Origin of the sequence: Vibrio sp. (assembly GCF_047973365.1) — a bacterium.
Classification (GTDB): Bacteria; Pseudomonadota; Gammaproteobacteria; order Enterobacterales; family Vibrionaceae; genus Vibrio.
In genome coordinates, this window is the sequence record NZ_JBKEBW010000077.1 from 1 (window position 1) to 17,852 (window position 17,852).

Genomic DNA, 17,852 nt, shown 5'->3' on the forward strand with positions numbered 1-17,852 from the left:
TATGTCGAGAAAAGGAAACTGTTTAGATAATGCAGTGGCTGAAAACTTCTTCGCTTTACTCAAAACAGAGATGTATCACGGTCAAAGCTTCACTGATGCTGATGAACTGATTGCAAATATCGAAGAATATATAGAGTATTACAATACAAAACGGATTAAGGTGAAATTTAAAGGCCTGACTCCGATAGAATATCGAAATCAGGCCTTGCAAGCCGCTTAACAGAAATGTCCAACTTTATGGGGTCACTTCAAAGCATGGGAACGAGAGATTTTCTTAACTGATTGGCATTGCCCTTAATGGGGCTTTACTTTTTTATGCCGAGCAAGGCATCGACGAGTAAACCTTATCAACTAGTAAACTTTATCAACTAGTAAACCTTATCAATAGCAACATTGCGTTCCACTAACCATACATCACCATTGTTATCACTCAACGCTAAAGCCACGTGAACGCGCTTGTCAACATCGACCGCGACTTCAGTACTAAACACCACTTCCCATAAATTTTCACTTAATGTCCTAAGCTCAGTCTCTTCACCTTGAATCATCCACGTATGGTCTTGTTGCTTAATGACGACCATTTCAACCACCAATTCTGCCGACAGTTCGCCAGAAGTATCCAACATCAGAGTTCCATTTAGTGGTTGGCTGTCTGCGGCTCGATCAATTTTAGGCATCTTATCTGTCCACAAATTGCTTTTCAGTTGGATAGCCGTATCAGACAACGCCGCCAGATTGTCTTGGGTCCAGTTAATGTCTGCTACAGTTTGAGTTGCAGTCTGCGAAGTACAAGCTGCCGTGACTAAAACCAATAACGCGATAATGAGTTTTTTCATTTTATTTCCTTTGTTCTAACCACTGTTTGAGCACTTCAATATCGTTAAGGTATTCATTTTTTATTTCCTCAACCCAATCGGTAATATTTTCCCACCAGGCAGGGGCCTCTGGAGACTGCGCTTTCTGCGCCACATTTTGAATATGTTTTAGACCGATAGAGCCCGCTGCTCCTTTTATCTTATGTGCTTCCGAAACAATTCCTTCTTGATCTTTTGCCACCATATTCGAGTCGAGAACTTCAATATAGCTTGGCATCATCTCTTCAAACATTTGAATGCTATCAAGTACAGGTTTTGAGCCGACAATATCCACATAAGAGGTCAACATATCGAGATCCAGTAGTCGAACATAAAGGTCATCTTTACCTTCAATTGTTTTTTCCATCGGTTTTACCTCGTCAGTGAGTTGCTGAGGATTCATCGTCACTTTGCTTATCACATCCTGAACAGCAGAGACAGAAAGTGGTTTACTGATAGCGTCATCCATCCCCTTTGCAAAATACTCAGAACGGTCTTTCAGCACGTTTGCAGTAAGAGCCACCAGCGGTGGCAGTTCTGTATAATGGCTACGGTAGTACTGGGCAATATCAAAACCGGTCATATCCGGCAACTGAATATCCAGGAACACAAGGTCATACAGTTCGGGCTTGAAGGTATCTATTGCCGCCTGCCCTGTCATCGCTACCGTGACTTTATGCCCCAAACTTTCCAACAGCGAACGCGCGACAGTAACGTTCAGCTCAATATCTTCAACCATAAAGATATTTAGGCTACGTTGCACGATTTGCGGTGCCTTTTTAATTTGCGATGCATCCACCAGTGGCACGCTGATTGAGACCGTAAAGGTACTGCCAAAACCCTCTTCGCTGCTGACGGTAATATCGCCCCCCATCAAATTGACAAGCTGGCGTGAAACCGCAAGCCCAATCCCTGTACCTACTGCATGTAAGTTGTCTTGCCCTGTTTTTACCTGATAGTACATGGCGAAAATCTTGTCGAGCTCAGTTTCAGGAATACCGATACCGGTATCTTCAATATCCATGGTGATATAGGCCATATCATCTTCAATATCCGCGCTGACGTTCATCACCACACCACCCTCTTTGGTGAATTTCATCGCATTGCTGATCAAATTCCACAACACCTGGCGAAGTCGTGTAGCGTCAACACTGACTAACTCTGGCAAATCAGTTAATCGTTCTAGATCGAATCGCAGCCCTTTTTGTTCCGCCATAAGAGCCGACAAGCTTTCAAGCTCTGCCACAAACTCTTCGAAGTTCAAAGGAGCAGGAAAAAGCTCTAACTTACGGCGGTCAAATTTATCCATGTCGATAATATCGTTAAAGATATTACCTAAGGTAATTGCACTGACGTTAATGGTCTGCATGTGTTTGCGCTGCTCTGCTGTCATTGGTGTATCAAGCAGCATGCGACTTAAACCGACAATACCGTTCAATGGCGTACGCAATTCGTGACTAATAGTCGAGATAAATGTGGTTTTATCACGGCTAGCTTTTTCTAATGACTCTTCGTGACGCTTGCGCTCGGTGATATCGCGACCAAACCCCACTAACCCCAAGTGCCGTCCTTCATTACTGTAAAAAGGGACTTTTCGTAGTTCAAAATAGTTTTTGTGACCGTCAGGATATTCTAGCCACTGCTCATAAGTGATGGCGCGATTGTTTTTGAAGACACTTTGGTCTGTCTCGACGACCGACTGGGCGATCTCTTTGCGATACACATCCCATGGCGTTAAACCAACCAGCTCACTCTCCTTCTTGCCCGTGAGCTCTTCCATCGCACGGTTACAGCCGGAGAACTCACCTTTGGCGTTGCGGTAATAGATCAAGTCCGGAGAAGCATCGATGAAAGAACGTAACAGAGCCGTCCGTTCCGCCAGTTCAAGCTGTGTTTTCTCACGCTGGAAAACTTCAGTCTCTAAATCGACCATCGCTTCTTCACGCGCTTCTTCGGCTTTAATACGTTCTTCGATCTCTTGGTTGAGCTTCACGATGTTCTGTTGGAGTTGATAATTCAGCTCTTGGTCACGTGAGCGCATATCTTTAAGCTTTGAAACCAACTTCGACAGACGTTGACGGGACTCTTCCAACTGGTCAACAACCACAGAAAGAAAATAGACAGCCCAAGGAGTGATGATCAAACCAAAAAATACCGACCGGAGAATATCGATATCATCAACATAGCCATTAAGGGCGAGAGTAATTCCCACCTGAACCACAACGGCTAAGGCAACTAAGGCAAGTGCTAGTAAAATAGAGAAACGTAAAATACCCAGTTTGACTAACAAATCAACATAGTATTGGGCAAGATTTTTCATCGGTTTCATTCATAACTCCACAGGAATGAATTAGCCGTAGTCTAGCCTGTTTCTATGCTTAGCGTCAGCCAAAGAAGTGACTCGTCTTTGAAGAATTTGAACTAGCAGGAATTTATACCGTTCTGGAAAACTTTCTGATCAGTGAATGGGTGTCGATAAGCAAACCCTCCGAGCCATGGATGGCTCGGCGGAGCCCCATGGAAGGGCATTCTTATAAAAAAATAAGGGCGTGTTTGTGTTCGATGCCCATTCGCTATTTCACCAATATTGAATTTGATCATATTTTTATTCAGGTTGGTATTACCGTACCGTTTGATAGTGAAAAGGCTGACCAATAAGAGAACCTTGCGCCCCCTCTTTATCTAATGCTTTACCAATTTCCGTCATCGCCAGCCAACGGTTTTCACACCATAACGGAGATAACAAGGTTGGTCTGCGTGCGGCAGAAGAGACACGATGATACACCACCTCAGGCGGAGTTAAGCGAATCATCTCGCTAGCAATAGAAACATAATCTTCCAGACTAGGGGCTTCGAGCTTGCCGGCACGCCATGCTTTCGCCATTGTGCTGCCTTCGACAATGTGTAAACCGTGCAATTTGATACCGTCAGTGCCCACGGCTAACACTTTTTGCAAAGTCTCTATGTTATCGTCACGACTCTCTTTAGGCAGACCGACAATTAAGTGTGTGCAGACCTTAATTCCCAATGCTCGTGCGCGCTCAGTGATCTGCGCATAACAGGCGAAATCATGACCTCGATTGATATGTTTCAAGGTCTTATTATTCGCCGTTTGTAAGCCCAGTTCCAACCAAATTTCATAGCCTTGTTGAACATAGCCGGCAAGAAGCTCCAGCACCGCATCTGGCACACAATCAGGACGAGTACCCACACACAAACCGACAATATCTGCCGCCTTCAGCGCCTGCTCATACATATTTTTAAGAGTTTGAACTTCAGCATAAGTGCTGGTATAGGCTTGAAAATAGGCGAGATATTTGCGCGCCCGGTGAATTTCTCCCGCGCGGTCTTTTAATTGCTCTTCGATGCTTTGAATTTGCGTCTGCTCATCAGCAAAAGAAGCCACATTACAGAAGGTACAACCACCTTTACCAATCGTGCCATCGCGGTTAGGACAGCTGAAACCACCGTGCAAAGTCAGCTTGTGAACCCGCTCTCCATAGCGTCTTTGAAGATCTTGTCCAATGGTATTAACTAGCTCGTGTAACTGCATATGGGTACCAAAAATAAATGCAAATAGTTCTCAATGCGATCTTTGTAATTAAATTCCAAAAAAGGCGGACTAATTGTAAGTAGCTATAACGTTGCAAGACCCAATCAAAATCAATAAACATTCATAAAATAAGCATTTAAAGCGCAATGTTATTCATTTGTTAAAATTATTATGCACTTCACAACAAAAAAATGCCTAAGAAAGCAGACTTTTCGTTGGAATTTCATGCAACAAAAATGTAGGATATTTTCAGTTTTGCTCTGTTTTTGTTTATTTTATTACATAAAACCCTGTAAAACATCTGTGATTATCCAAACCCACCTATATAAATCACTACAAAAGTGATCATTAAAAATGGATATCACTAAGGATTGTTTTTCTCACAAAATTTTTCCGTGAGAGACCGAAAGGATGCGAACCAACCGGCACGGGTTGGTTTAGATTCATTAATTATAAAAGGACCGGAAGCAATGCTAAGGCATGCCTTAGGGAAATTGCGTCCGCTTGAACTGGAAGGAAGTATCTATGGTAGATAGACAGCAAAATTCGCAAGGTCTTTATACTCCAGAACTGGAGCATGACGCATGCGGTATCGGTTTTGTTGCTCACCTAAAGAACCGTAAGTCGCATCACGTAGTGACACAGGCTCTGGACATGCTTGCGCGTATGGAACACCGCGGCGGTCAGGGTTGTGACCCATGCAGTGGTGACGGTGCCGGTATTTTATTGCAAAAACCACACGAATTTTTACTCGAAGAAGCAGTAAAGCTGAGCATTAAACTGCCCTCTTTTGAAAAGTATGGCGTGGGTGTCATGCTGTTCCCGCAAGACGAGTACAAACGAGCACAATGCCGTGACATTCTTGAACGCAATGCCCGCCGTCTGGATCTCGACGTGATCGGCTACCGCGTTCTGCCAACCGACAACTCAATGTTGGGTGCCGATCCATTAAGCACCGAACCTCAGTTTGAACACGTATTTATTTCCGCAGCACCTGGGGTTACTCCTGAAGAACTTGAGCGTAAGCTTTATGTTCTACGTAACTACACCATCCGTGTTTGTCTGGAAAGCGTTTCCAACATCAAAGACGAATTCTACATTAACTCAATGTCTTACAAGACATTGGTTTATAAAGGTCAGTTGACCACAGAGCAAGTACCGCAATACTTCCTCGATTTACAAAATCCATCCATGGTGACTGCTCTAGCGCTTGTTCACTCTCGCTTTTCAACCAACACATTCCCGAGATGGCGTCTGGCTCAGCCTTTCCGCTACATTGCTCACAACGGTGAAATCAACACGGTTCGTGGCAACTTGAACTGGATGAAAGCGCGTGAAGCGATTCTAAAATCGGAGCTATTCACTCAAGTTGAAATCGATATGCTGCTGCCTATTTGTCAGGAAGGCATGTCGGATTCAGCAAACTTCGATATGGCGCTAGAACTACTGGTTCTTTCTGGTCGTAGCTTGCCTCATGCTCTGATGATGATGATCCCAGAAGCATGGCAAGAAAATAAAACCATGGATCCAACTCGCCGTGCGTTCTACCGTTACCATGCCAACATCATGGAGCCGTGGGATGGTCCTGCATCTGTCTGTTTCACCGACGGCGTTCAGGTAGGTGCAACGCTTGACCGTAACGGTCTTCGCCCTTCTCGCTACACAGTAACAAAAGATGATTTTCTCATCATGGCGTCAGAATCAGGCGTAGTTGAAATCGCACCAGAAAACGTCGAATTCCGTGGTCGTCTGCAACCGGGTCGTATCTTCGTTGCCGACCTGGAACAAGGTCGCATCATTTCTGATGAAGAGATCAAAGACGGTATTGCAAGTGCTCAACCTTATGAAAAATGGGTTGAAGATAACCTGCTAAGCCTGAACAAACTGCCAGAAGCAGACAACGCACACAGCCAACCGAGCCCAGAACGTTTACTCCACCGCCAACAGGCATTTGGTGTCAGCATTGAAGAAGTGAACGACATCATAGTGCCGATGGCTAGCGAAGGTAAAGAGCCGCTTTCAGCCATGGGTGCAGACTGGCCATTAGCAGTGCTTTCGCATCAGTCGCAACACTTAGCCAACTATTTCAAGCAGTTGTTTGCTCAGGTAACCAACCCGCCGATCGACCCGATCCGTGAGCGTATGGTCATGTCGCTCAATACCTATATTGGTAAAGATCAAAACCTGCTTGCTGAAACACCGCAACACTGCCGAAAAGTGGAACTGGAGACTCCGGTCATTTCTAACGCTGAGTTAGAAAAACTGCGTGCCATCGATAATGAACACTTGCAAGCCAAAACGCTGGATATCGTATTTCAGGCCAGTGGCGATCCGGGCAAACTTGAGCGGGCGCTAAAACGTATCTGCCAATATGCAGAAGACGCAGTCATTGATGGTTACTCAATCATCCTGTTAACTGACCGTGCAGTGAATTCAAACCATGCGGCTATTCCAGCAATGCTTGCTGTGGGCGCCGTTCACCATCACCTGATCCGTAAAGGTTTGCGTGCTCGTTGTGGTATCGTGATTGAAACCGGTGATGCGCGTGAAACGCACCACTTTGCTACACTACTGGGTTACGGTGCAAACGCCGTCAACCCATATCTGGTGTCTGAAACACTAGTGGATCTGCAACGTCGTAAAAAACTCGATGCGGAAACGCCAGTAGACAAATTGTTCGAAAACTACCGCAAAGCAGTCAATGGCGGCTTGTTGAAGATCTTCTCTAAGATGGGGATTTCAACACTTCAGTCATACCACGGCGCACAAATTTTCGAAGCGCTAGGCATCCATAAATCGGTAGTAGACAAATACTTCACCGGTACGGTCTCTCGTATCCAGGGCTTAACTCTGGATGACATCGCCAAAGAAGTAGTAGTTCGCCACCGTGTGGGTTACCCAACTCGTGAAGTGCCAATTCGTATGCTCGATGTCGGTGGTGTTTATCAGTGGAAACAACGTGGTGAAAAACACCTGTTCAACCCAGAAACCATCAGTTTATTGCAACAATCAACACGTAATAAAGATTACGCTCAGTTCAAGCAATACGCAGCAGCGGTTGATAAGCAAGGCGACAACGCAGTGACACTGCGTAGCCAGCTTGAATTTGTTAAAAACCCAGCCGGTTCGATCCCAATTGAACAAGTTGAACCGATCGAAAGCATCGTTAAACGCTTTGCGACGGGTGCCATGTCATTCGGTTCTATCTCTCACGAAGCACACTCGACACTGGCGATTGCGATGAACCGCTTAGGCGCGAAATCCAACTCTGGTGAAGGTGGTGAAGATCCAATTCGTTTTGAACGTAAACAAAATGGTGATTGGGAACGCTCAGCAATCAAGCAGGTAGCATCAGGTCGCTTCGGTGTGACTTCGTACTATCTGACTAACGCCGATGAACTGCAAATCAAGATGGCTCAAGGTGCGAAACCGGGTGAAGGTGGTCAGCTACCGGGTGATAAAGTCGATGACTGGATCGGTGCGACGCGTCACTCAACACCAGGAGTTGGCTTAATTTCTCCACCGCCACACCACGATATCTACTCCATCGAAGATTTGGCTCAGCTTATTTTCGACTTGAAGAACGCCAACCGTGCGGGCCGCGTGAACGTGAAGCTCGTTTCAGAAGCGGGCGTAGGAACCATCGCATCGGGTGTTGCGAAAGCAAAAGCCGACGTGGTGCTCATCGCAGGTTTCGATGGCGGTACCGGTGCATCGCCAATTTCTTCCATTCGCCATACCGGTCTTCCTTGGGAACTTGGCTTGGCGGAAACGCACCAAACGCTACTGAAAAACGGTCTGCGTAACCGTATCGTTGTTCAGGCCGATGGTCAGATGAAAACCCCTCGTGACCTTGCGATTGCAACGCTACTGGGCGCTGAAGAATGGGGCGTGGCAACCGCAGCACTGGTGGTTGAAGGCTGTATCATGATGCGTAAGTGTCATAAGAACACCTGTCCTGTTGGTATCGCAACACAGAACAAAACTCTGCGTGAGCGTTTTGATGGCCGCGTAGAAGATGTCATCACCTTCTTCCAATACATGGCGCAAGGTTTACGTGAAATCATGGCAGAGCTTGGCTTCCGCACTATCGATGCCATGGTTGGTCAGGGTCAGAAACTGAAACCTCGCCAAGACGTGACACACTGGAAATATAAAAACCTCGATCTGTCGCCGGTGCTTTATATCGAACATGCTCGCGCAGAAGATGGTATCTACAACCAGACACAGCAAAATCACAACCTGGACAACGTGTTAGACCGTACTCTGATCAAGATTGCTGCTCCTGCGCTTGAGCGCGGCGAAGCGATTCATGCAGAGCTGCCAATCATCAACACTGACCGTTCAGTGGGCACTATGCTGTCGAACGAAATTTCAAAAGTCTACAAAGACCAAGGCTTGCCTCAAGCGATGAATGTGAAATTCAGCGGCTCTGCGGGTCAATCCTTTGGTGCATTCCTTGCGAAAGGCGTGGCATTTGAAGTGGAAGGCGATGCCAACGACTATTGGGGCAAAGGTCTGTCTGGTGGTACTTTGATTCTTTACCCAGACTCGAAATCGACCATAGTTCCAGAAGACAACATCGTGGTTGGTAACGTCTGTTTCTACGGCGCAACCTCTGGTGAGTCTTACATTCGTGGTATGGCGGGCGAACGTTTCTGTGTACGTAACTCGGGTGCCAAAGTAGTGGTTGAAGGCATCGGCGATCACGGTTGTGAATACATGACCGGTGGTACTGCAATTGTTCTGGGCTCTACAGGTCGTAACTTTGCTGCCGGTATGAGTGGCGGTGTCGCTTATGTTTGGGATAAGTCTGGTGACTTCAGATCTAAACTGAACGCTGAGCTGGTCGATCTCGACCCGATAGAACAAGAAGACAGAGAGCTACTACTGGATATGTTAACTAAGCATGTTCAATTCACAGGAAGTGAAGTTGCCAAGTCGTTCCTTGATAACTTTGCAGCAAGCCTAAACTCTATGGTTAAGGTGATGCCGCGTGATTACAAAGCGGTTCTGCAAAAGCGTAAGGCACTAGCACAACAGACAGAAGCGGAGGCCGTATAATGGGTAAGCCTACTGGATTTTTAGAGCATGGCCGTGAGCTTCCGAAAAAGATTGCCCCGGCTGAGCGTATCAAAAACAACAAAGAGTTCGTTCTAAACGAAGAGTTTGGCAGCAAAATTAATACCCAAGCTTCTCGTTGTATGGATTGTGGCGTGCCGTTTTGTCATAACGGCTGCCCTATCGGGAACATCATTCCTGAGTTCAACGATGCGGTTTATCGCGATAGCTGGGAAGAGGCGTGGAACATTTTAAGTTCGACCAACAACTTCCCGGAATTTACCGGTCGAGTTTGCCCAGCGCCATGTGAAAGTGCCTGTGTACTGGGTATCAACCAAGATCCAATCACGATTTGTAATATCGAGAAAACCATTGTTGAAACGGCTTATCGTGAAGGTTATGCCAAGCCAAAAACTCCGCGTACCCGTACTGGTAAGAAAATTGCCATCATTGGTTCTGGCCCTTCAGGTCTCGCAGCGGCTGAGCAATTAAACAGTGCCGGTCATACGGTAACGGTTTATGAGCGCGATGAAAAAGTCGGTGGCTTACTACGGTTTGGCATTCCTGACTTCAAACTCAGCATGGAAGTGATTGATCGCAAAATCAATCTGATGGCTGAAGCGGGTGTTCAATTTATCGTAAATGCGCATGTAGGTGTCGATATCAACGCACAGCAACTACGCCAAGAATTCGATGCGGTACTGCTAACTGGTGGTTCAACAGTGCCTCGCAATCTGCCGATTCCGGGACGTGAGTTGAACGGCGTGTACTTCGCGATGCAGTTCCTTGCTCAGAATAACCGTCGTGCCAATGGCATGGATCTTAAAACAGAAGAGATCCACGCTAAAGGTAAGCACGTAGTGGTGATCGGTGGTGGTGATACTGGCTCTGACTGTGTGGGTACATCTAACCGTCACGGTGCGGCGAGTATCACTCAGGTCGAGATCATGCCTATGCCGGCAGACAAACGTCCTGCCAATATGCCTTGGCCGCAATACCCAATGATTCTGCGCACTTCAACTTCGCATGAAGAAGGCTGTGAACGTCATTGGAACATCCTGACTAAAGAATTTATCGGCAATGATAAAGGCGAAGTCACGGGATTACGTGTTGCTGATATCGTTTGGAGCGATCCGCGCAACTTTACTGAAGTTGCAGGCAGCGAACGTGTTATTGCTTGTGATATGGCATTTTTGGCAATGGGCTTCTTACACCCAGAACCACATGGCGTACTTGCTCAGCTTGATATTGCCCTTGATGAACGTGGTAACGTAGCAACCGAAGGTTTCGCGACTAACCAAGCAGGTGTTTTCGCCGCTGGCGATATGCGGACCGGTCAGTCTCTGGTAGTCCGTTGTATCAATGAAGGGCGCGAATGTGCTCGTTCTATCGACCAATACCTGATGGGTAATACCAATCTGGAAGCAAAAGCGGATTCATTAATGCTTTCAGCATAATAATCCACAAAATTGCGGTTATCTTAAATGATAAAACTAAGATAACCGCGAGTTACCAAATAAAAGTCTATTTATACCTTCCTTTTGGCTAGTATACCCTACTAGCCTTTTTTATTCTTTTCTCATATATTGAGACTTTCATGTTAAATTTTTGTGATAATAAATAATTCATGATATTGAATTTATTCAATTATTTTAGAGTAATGCACCCTAAATCGTCCTTAAAGAGGATTTTAGCTCAATAACTTGACCTTTTTCACAATTAGCTATAGGTTGTGAACTCATTGAAAACAAACTGCTCAAAATTGTTAAATTTTTAGTCAATTCTTAGAAATAAATATCCAAATAATAACAACAATATCCAAATAACCTGCAGTGGCAAAAGCGACAAGTGAATGACTTGCTATGCCCCATAGGCAATAGAGAGCACTGTTCAACCCGAGCATGGCCACTGAAAGCAGGAAGGGAATAGTCATACTCAAACTACTTGGAGTTGCAGGTAGGCGGCAAGTGAGTGAGTCCCCATGAGCATAGATAACTATGCGATTGGGGTGAACGAACGCAGACAACACCGCTGCGGCTTCAAGTAGGAAGAGAATAGTCATTTACTGTCTTGTAGACAGAAGCAAAGGGAGAATTGCAATGGCTCTATACGATCCTCGTCTTGAGAAAGACAACTGTGGATTTGGCTTGATTGCACATATGGAAGGTCAAGTCAGTCATAAATTGGTTCGCACAGCGATTTCGGCACTTGATCGCATGACACACCGTGGCGGCATCGCAGCCGATGGAAAAACCGGTGATGGTTGTGGTCTTCTACTGCAAAAGCCTGACTCTTATCTGCGCTTAATTGCTGAAGAACAAGGTTGGAACCTTGGTAAGCAATACGCTATCGGCATGGTGTTTCTTAGCCAAGACCCAATCAAAGCTCAAGCTGCTCGCGACATCATCAATAAAGAGCTGGCGCAAGAAACATTGTCGGTCACGGGCTGGCGTGTGGTACCAACCAATCCCAAGGTTCTCGGTCCAATCGCTGCCGATTCACTACCAGACATTCAACAAATTTTTATCACGGCACCTGCGGGGTGGCGTGAGCGTGATATCGAGCGCCGTCTGTACATTGCTCGTCGCCGTATCGAAAAACAGATCACCGATGATGCAGATTTCTACATCTGCTCTCTTTCTACACAAGTGATTGTTTATAAAGGCTTGTGTATGCCAGCGGATTTACCTCGTTTTTACTTGGATCTTGCTGACTTACGTATGGAATCGGCTATCTGCCTGTTCCACCAGCGCTTTTCGACTAACACTCAGCCTCGTTGGCCTCTGGCTCAACCTTTCCGTTATTTGGCACACAATGGTGAAATCAACACCATTGATGGCAACCGCCAATGGGCGCGGGCGCGTGCCTATAAGTTTACCTCGCCGCTACTGCCAGATCTCAGCACGGCTGCACCGTTTGTTAACGAAACAGGCTCTGACTCTTCAAGCCTGGATAACATGCTGGACCTCTTCCTTGCTGGCGGTATGGATTTGTTCCGAGCCATGCGTATGCTGGTTCCGCCAGCGTGGCAAAACCACCCAGATATGGACGAAGATCTACGCGCATTCTACGATTTCAACTCGAAACATATGGAACCGTGGGATGGTCCGGCAGGTATCGTGTTATCGGATGGTCGCTACGCGGCGTGTAACTTAGATCGTAACGGTCTGCGTCCTGCCCGCTATGTGATCACCAAAGACAAACTGATCACCCTTGCGTCTGAAGTGGGTATCTGGAACTACGCACCTGATGAAGTGGCAGAGAAAGGCCGTGTTGGACCGGGTGAACTACTGGTTATTGACACTCGCAAAGGCAAGTTATGGCAATCAAGCGAGATCGACAACGATCTTAAGAGCCGCCACCCATACCGCGAGTGGATGAAAAACAACGTTTACAAACTCAAGTCTTTTGCTGAACTTCCTGATGATCAAGTTGGTGAGCGTAGCTTTGATGAAACGCTGCTAAAAACTTACCAAAAGCAGTTTGCCATGACCAACGAAGAAGTCGATCAGGTACTTCGTGTACTCGGTGACATGGCTCAAGAAGCGGTTGGCTCCATGGGTGATGACACCCCGATGGCAGTACTGTCTTCGAAAGAGCGCTTAATCACTGACTACTTCCGTCAAAAATTTGCACAGGTGACGAACCCACCTATCGATCCACTACGTGAAAAACACGTCATGTCGCTGGCAACCAGTATTGGTCAGGAGATGAACGTGTTTAACGAGACCGATGGTCACGCACACCGTGTGACTTTCGACTCACCGATCTTGCTCTACTCTGACATGCAGCAATTGCTCACTCTGAGTGATCAGCACTACCGCAACACGATTTTGGATATTAACTTCGATCCACAGCAATCGACGCTGCAACAAGCAGTGATCGACTTGTGTGATAAAGCCGTTGAAGTGGTTCGTGGTGGCACAGTTCTACTTGTGCTTTCCGATCGAGCGCTAACCAAAGACAAGCTACCAATTCCTGCGGCAATGGCTGTGGGTGCGATTCATACTCGCTTGGTTGAAGAGAATCTGCGTTGCGATGCCAACCTTATTGTTGAGACTGCAACGGCTCGTGACCCACACCAATTTGCGGTATTAATCGGCTTTGGTGCGACAGCGATTTATCCATATCTGGCTTATGAAGTATTAGGCAAAATGGTCGATGACGGTGCGATTGATAAGAGCTACCGCGATGTGATGCAGAACTACCAGTACGGTATCAACAAAGGTCTGTATAAGATCATGTCGAAAATGGGCATCTCGACTGTTGCCTCCTACCGTTGTTCACAGCTATTTGAAGCCGTGGGTCTGCACAATGACGTGGTCGAACTTTGCTTTAAAGGCGTGAAAACACGCATTCAGGGGGCAAGTTTTGACGATTTCCAACAAGACTTGTTCAACCTGTCTCGCAAAGCATGGGCGGCGCGTAAATCTCTCGAACACGGAGGTTTACTGAAATACGTTCACGGTGGCGAATACCACGCTTACAACCCAGATGTAGTCGGCACGCTGCAAAAAGCCGTCAAGTCTGGCGAAAGCAGCGATTATAAGAACTTTGCTAAACAAGTTAACGAAAGACCTGCCGCGATGCTGCGTGACTTGTTGAAACTGAAAAAATCAGACCGCTCACTGCCGCTTGAGAAGATTGAACCAGCAACTGAGCTATTTAAGCGTTTTGACTCTGCGGCGATGTCTATCGGTGCTCTGAGTCCTGAAGCGCACGAAGCGCTAGCAACCGCGATGAACCGCTTAGGTGGTTTTTCTAACTCTGGTGAAGGTGGTGAAGATCCGCGTCGTTTTGGTACTGAACGTAACTCACGCATCAAACAAGTAGCCTCGGGTCGTTTTGGTGTCACACCGCACTACTTAACCAATGCGGACGTATTGCAGATCAAAGTTGCTCAAGGTGCGAAACCGGGTGAAGGTGGTCAGTTACCGGGTCATAAAGTGACGGCTGAAATTGCCAAACTTCGTCACTCGGTACAAGGTGTAACCCTGATTTCACCGCCACCGCACCACGATATTTACTCTATCGAAGACTTAGCACAGCTTATCTTCGACTTGAAGCAAGTGAACCCGAAAGCCCTAGTATCCGTAAAACTGGTTTCTGAGCCGGGTGTTGGCACTATCGCAACCGGTGTAGCGAAAGCTTACGCCGATTTAATTACCATTTCAGGTTACGACGGTGGTACAGCGGCAAGCCCGCTAACGTCAGTAAAATATGCCGGTAGCCCTTGGGAGCTCGGTCTTGCTGAAACGCAGCAAGCGCTGGTTGCTAACGGTCTGCGTCATAAGATTCGCCTGCAAGTCGATGGTGGTTTGAAAACTGGTCTGGATGTGATCAAAGGGGCTATTTTAGGTGCCGAAAGCTTTGGCTTTGGTACCGGACCTATGGTTGCCATGGGCTGTAAGTTCCTGCGTATCTGTCACCTCAACAACTGTGCGACAGGCGTAGCAACGCAAGACGAAACTCTGCGTAAAGACTACTTCAAAGGTCTGCCAGAGATGGTCATCAACTACTTCACCGGTATTGCTGAAGAAGTCCGTGGCTACTTAGCAGAACTGGGCGTTGAGAAACTCACGGATCTGATTGGTCGTACTGATCTGCTAGAAGCGGTTCAAGGTTTAACCGCGAAGCAAAGCAAACTTGATTTGTCTGGCATTCTTGAAGCTCCGGTGTCACCTCAAGGACTACCTTTAAGCTGCACAGAGCCAAACACCCCGTTTGATAAAGGCGTTCTCAACCAGAAAATCGTCGAAGATGCAATTGCAGCAGTGGAAAACCAACAATCTATCGAGCTTTACTACGATGTGATCAACACAGACCGCTCTGTGGGTGCTCGTTTGTCGGGTGAAATTGCTAAACGCTACGGTAATGCTGGTTTAGCTGGCTCGCCAATCAAAGTGGTACTGGATGGTACTGCAGGTCAATCTTTCGGCGTGTGGAACGCTGGTGGTGTAGAACTATACCTAACTGGTGATGCCAACGACTACGTTGGTAAAGGCATGGCTGGCGGTAAAATTGTCATCAAACCGCATTTAGGCACGGCTTTTAGCTGTAACGAAGCTACGATTATCGGTAACACCTGTTTATATGGCGCGACAGGCGGCAAACTGTTTGCGGCGGGTAAAGCTGGCGAGCGTTTTGGCGTACGTAACTCAGGCACTATTAGCGTGATTGAAGGTGCCGGTGATAACGCTTGTGAATATATGACTGGCGGTATCGTCGCGATTCTAGGCGCCACTGGCGTGAACTTTGGCGCAGGTATGACCGGCGGTTTTGCCTACGTTCTTGATGAGAACGGTGATTTCCAGGGTCGTGTCAACGAAGAATCGGTTGAAGCATTATCGCTAAAAGATCTCTACATCCATCAGGAGCATCTGCGTGGACTTATCGCAGAGCACCTGGAAGAGACAGGTTCTGCTCACGCAGAAAACATTTTAGCCAACTTTGACCAATGGATTCCAAAGTTCTATTTAATCAAACCACAGGCTGCGGATCTACAAACCCTATTGGGTCACCAAAGCCGTAGCGCTGCAGAACTACGTGTTCAAGCACAATAATTGGAAGGAGCCCGATTTATGAGCCAGAACGTATACCAATTTATTGATGTTAACCGTGTTGATCCGGCGAAGAAGCCGCTCAACATTCGTAAAATTGAATTCGTAGAAATTTACGAACCTTTCACTAAGCAGCAGGCGACAGCGCAAGCTGACCGCTGCTTGGATTGTGGTAACCCATATTGTGAATGGAAATGTCCGGTACACAACTACATTCCGCAATGGCTGAAATTGGCCAATGAAGGTCGCATTATGGAAGCGGCTGATCTTGCGCACCAAACCAACAGCTTGCCTGAAGTGTGTGGTCGCGTATGCCCTCAAGACCGTTTATGTGAAGGTTCATGTACTCTCAATGCGGATTTCGGCGCAGTCACTATCGGTAATATTGAAAAATACATTACCGATACAGCATTTGAAATGGGCTGGAAACCGGATATGTCGCAGGTTGAGTGGACGGATAAAAAAGTAGCCATTATCGGTGCAGGTCCGGCAGGCCTTGCCGCTGCTGATATCTTGGTGCGTAACGGCGTTAAACCTGTGGTGTTTGACCGTTACCCTGAAATCGGTGGCTTGCTGACTTTCGGTATCCCTTCTTTCAAACTGGAAAAAGGGGTGATGGAAAACCGTCGCCGTGTATTCACTGACATGGGTGTTGAGTTCCGCTTGAATGTGGAAGTCGGTAAAGATGTTCAGTTGCAAGATCTGATCAATCAATACGATGCCGTATTCCTTGGCGTAGGCACATACAAATACATGCGTGCCGGTCTGGAGAACGAAGACGCACAAGGCGTATTTGACGCATTGCCTTTTCTGATTTCAAACACTTACAAAGTGATGAACTTAGAAAACCCTGCTCCATTTATCGATATGCAAGGTAAGAAAGTCGTGGTTCTGGGTGGTGGCGATACGGCGATGGACTGTGTACGCACTTCCATTCGTCAAAACGCTTCACGTGTTATCTGTGCCTACCGTCGTGATGAAGAGAACATGCCAGGCTCGCGCCGTGAAGTGAAAAATGCCAAAGAAGAAGGTGTGGAATTCATGTTCAACCTTCAGCCTCTTGGCATTGAAGTCGACGCATCAGGCATCGTTACCGGTGTAAAAGTGGTTCAGACAGCGTTAGGTGAGCCAGATGATGCAGGTCGTCGTCGCCCTGAGCCTGTAGCTGGCAGTGAACATGTACTTGAAGCAGATGCTGTCATTATGGCATTTGGTTTCCAACCTCATCAAATGAGCTGGTTAGAACCACACGGCGTAGAACTGGATCAATGGGGGCGAATCAAAGCCCCTGCCGAGCAATCATTTAAGTTCCAGACTACCAACGAGAAGATCTTTGCTGGTGGTGACGCTGTTCGAGGCTCAGACCTAGTGGTTACCGCCATCGATGAAGGTCGCAAAGCTGCTGATGGTATTTTGGATTACTTGGGCGTGTAAATCATTTTAAAAATCAAAAGGATCGCAGGCAATCGCGGTTAATGTCTGTCAGTTAAGCTCAAAAAGACAGAGTTATCGTTCCCACGGTCCCCCGTGGGAATGCATACCAAAGCCAAAATAGGCAGTTAATCTGACTTTTTGTTAGTCAAATATGCATTCCCACGCAGAGTGAAGTGACCCCATAAAGTTGGACATTTCTGTTAAGCGGCTTGCAAGGCCTGATTTCGATATTCTATCGGAGTCAGGCCTTTAAATTTCACCTTAATCCGTTTTGTATTGTAATACTCTATATATTCTTCGATATTTGCAATCAGTTCATCAGCATCAGTGAAGCTTTGACCGTGATACATCTCTGTTTTGAGTAAAGCGAAGAAGTTTTCAGCCACTGCA

General features: G+C 46.7%; 10 protein-coding genes. 5 read left to right on the forward strand and 5 right to left on the reverse strand.

The window, feature by feature from the left end:
• Positions 1-220: transposase (locus tag ACK5MF_RS09955; RefSeq protein ID WP_416921405.1), on the forward strand; the 220-nt coding region annotated here is incomplete at its 5' end.
• A gap of 148 nt (positions 221-368) precedes the next feature.
• On the opposite strand, the gene ACK5MF_RS09960 is transcribed toward ACK5MF_RS09955, so the two are convergent.
• From ACK5MF_RS09960 to ACK5MF_RS09970, 3 genes are all read right to left on the reverse strand, one after another.
• Complete coding sequence (locus ACK5MF_RS09960; RefSeq protein WP_416921768.1) at positions 369-836, reverse strand: hypothetical protein; 468 nt, start codon at positions 834-836, stop codon at positions 369-371.
• 1 nt (position 837) lies between these two features.
• A complete protein-coding gene (gene arcB, locus ACK5MF_RS09965) occupies positions 838-3,183 on the reverse strand; it encodes an aerobic respiration two-component sensor histidine kinase ArcB (RefSeq protein ID WP_416921770.1) in 2,346 nt (781 codons plus the stop codon).
• A gap of 291 nt (positions 3,184-3,474) precedes the next feature.
• Positions 3,475-4,407, reverse strand: a complete 933-nt coding sequence (locus ACK5MF_RS09970; protein ID WP_416921771.1) for a TIGR01212 family radical SAM protein — start codon at positions 4,405-4,407, stop codon at positions 3,475-3,477.
• Positions 4,408-4,932: 525 nt separating this feature from the next.
• On the opposite strand from ACK5MF_RS09970, the gene gltB (ACK5MF_RS09975) reads away from it, so the two are divergent.
• Together gltB (ACK5MF_RS09975) and ACK5MF_RS09980 are read left to right on the forward strand one after the other, a co-directional pair.
• Positions 4,933-9,471 carry a glutamate synthase large subunit gene (gene gltB / locus ACK5MF_RS09975; protein WP_416921772.1) on the forward strand — a complete coding sequence of 1,513 codons (4,539 nt, stop codon included), beginning with the start codon at positions 4,933-4,935 and terminating at the stop codon, positions 9,469-9,471.
• Positions 9,471-10,925 carry a glutamate synthase subunit beta gene (locus tag ACK5MF_RS09980; protein WP_416921774.1) on the forward strand — a complete coding sequence of 485 codons (1,455 nt, stop codon included), beginning with the start codon at positions 9,471-9,473 and terminating at the stop codon, positions 10,923-10,925. The genes gltB (ACK5MF_RS09975) and ACK5MF_RS09980 overlap by 1 nt, the downstream gene beginning before the upstream one ends.
• A 320-nt stretch (positions 10,926-11,245) precedes the next feature.
• Here ACK5MF_RS09980 and ACK5MF_RS09985 read toward each other — a convergent pair whose 3' ends face one another.
• Positions 11,246-11,530 carry a hypothetical protein gene (locus ACK5MF_RS09985; RefSeq protein WP_416921776.1) on the reverse strand — a complete coding sequence of 95 codons (285 nt, stop codon included), beginning with the start codon at positions 11,528-11,530 and terminating at the stop codon, positions 11,246-11,248.
• A gap of 37 nt (positions 11,531-11,567) precedes the next feature.
• On the opposite strand from ACK5MF_RS09985, the gene gltB (ACK5MF_RS09990) reads away from it, so the two are divergent.
• Both gltB (ACK5MF_RS09990) and ACK5MF_RS09995 read left to right on the forward strand, forming a co-directional pair.
• Positions 11,568-16,031 (forward strand): glutamate synthase large subunit, encoded by a 4,464-nt coding sequence (gene gltB / locus ACK5MF_RS09990; RefSeq protein WP_416921778.1) that lies wholly within the window; start codon positions 11,568-11,570, stop codon positions 16,029-16,031.
• Between the two features lie 18 nt (positions 16,032-16,049).
• Positions 16,050-17,462, forward strand: coding sequence for an FAD-dependent oxidoreductase (locus ACK5MF_RS09995; RefSeq protein ID WP_416921780.1), 1,413 nt, complete (start codon positions 16,050-16,052; stop codon positions 17,460-17,462).
• 200 nt (positions 17,463-17,662) lie between these two features.
• On the opposite strand, the gene ACK5MF_RS10000 is transcribed toward ACK5MF_RS09995, so the two are convergent.
• Positions 17,663-17,852: IS3 family transposase (locus ACK5MF_RS10000; RefSeq protein ID WP_416921782.1), on the reverse strand; the 190-nt coding region annotated here is incomplete at its 5' end.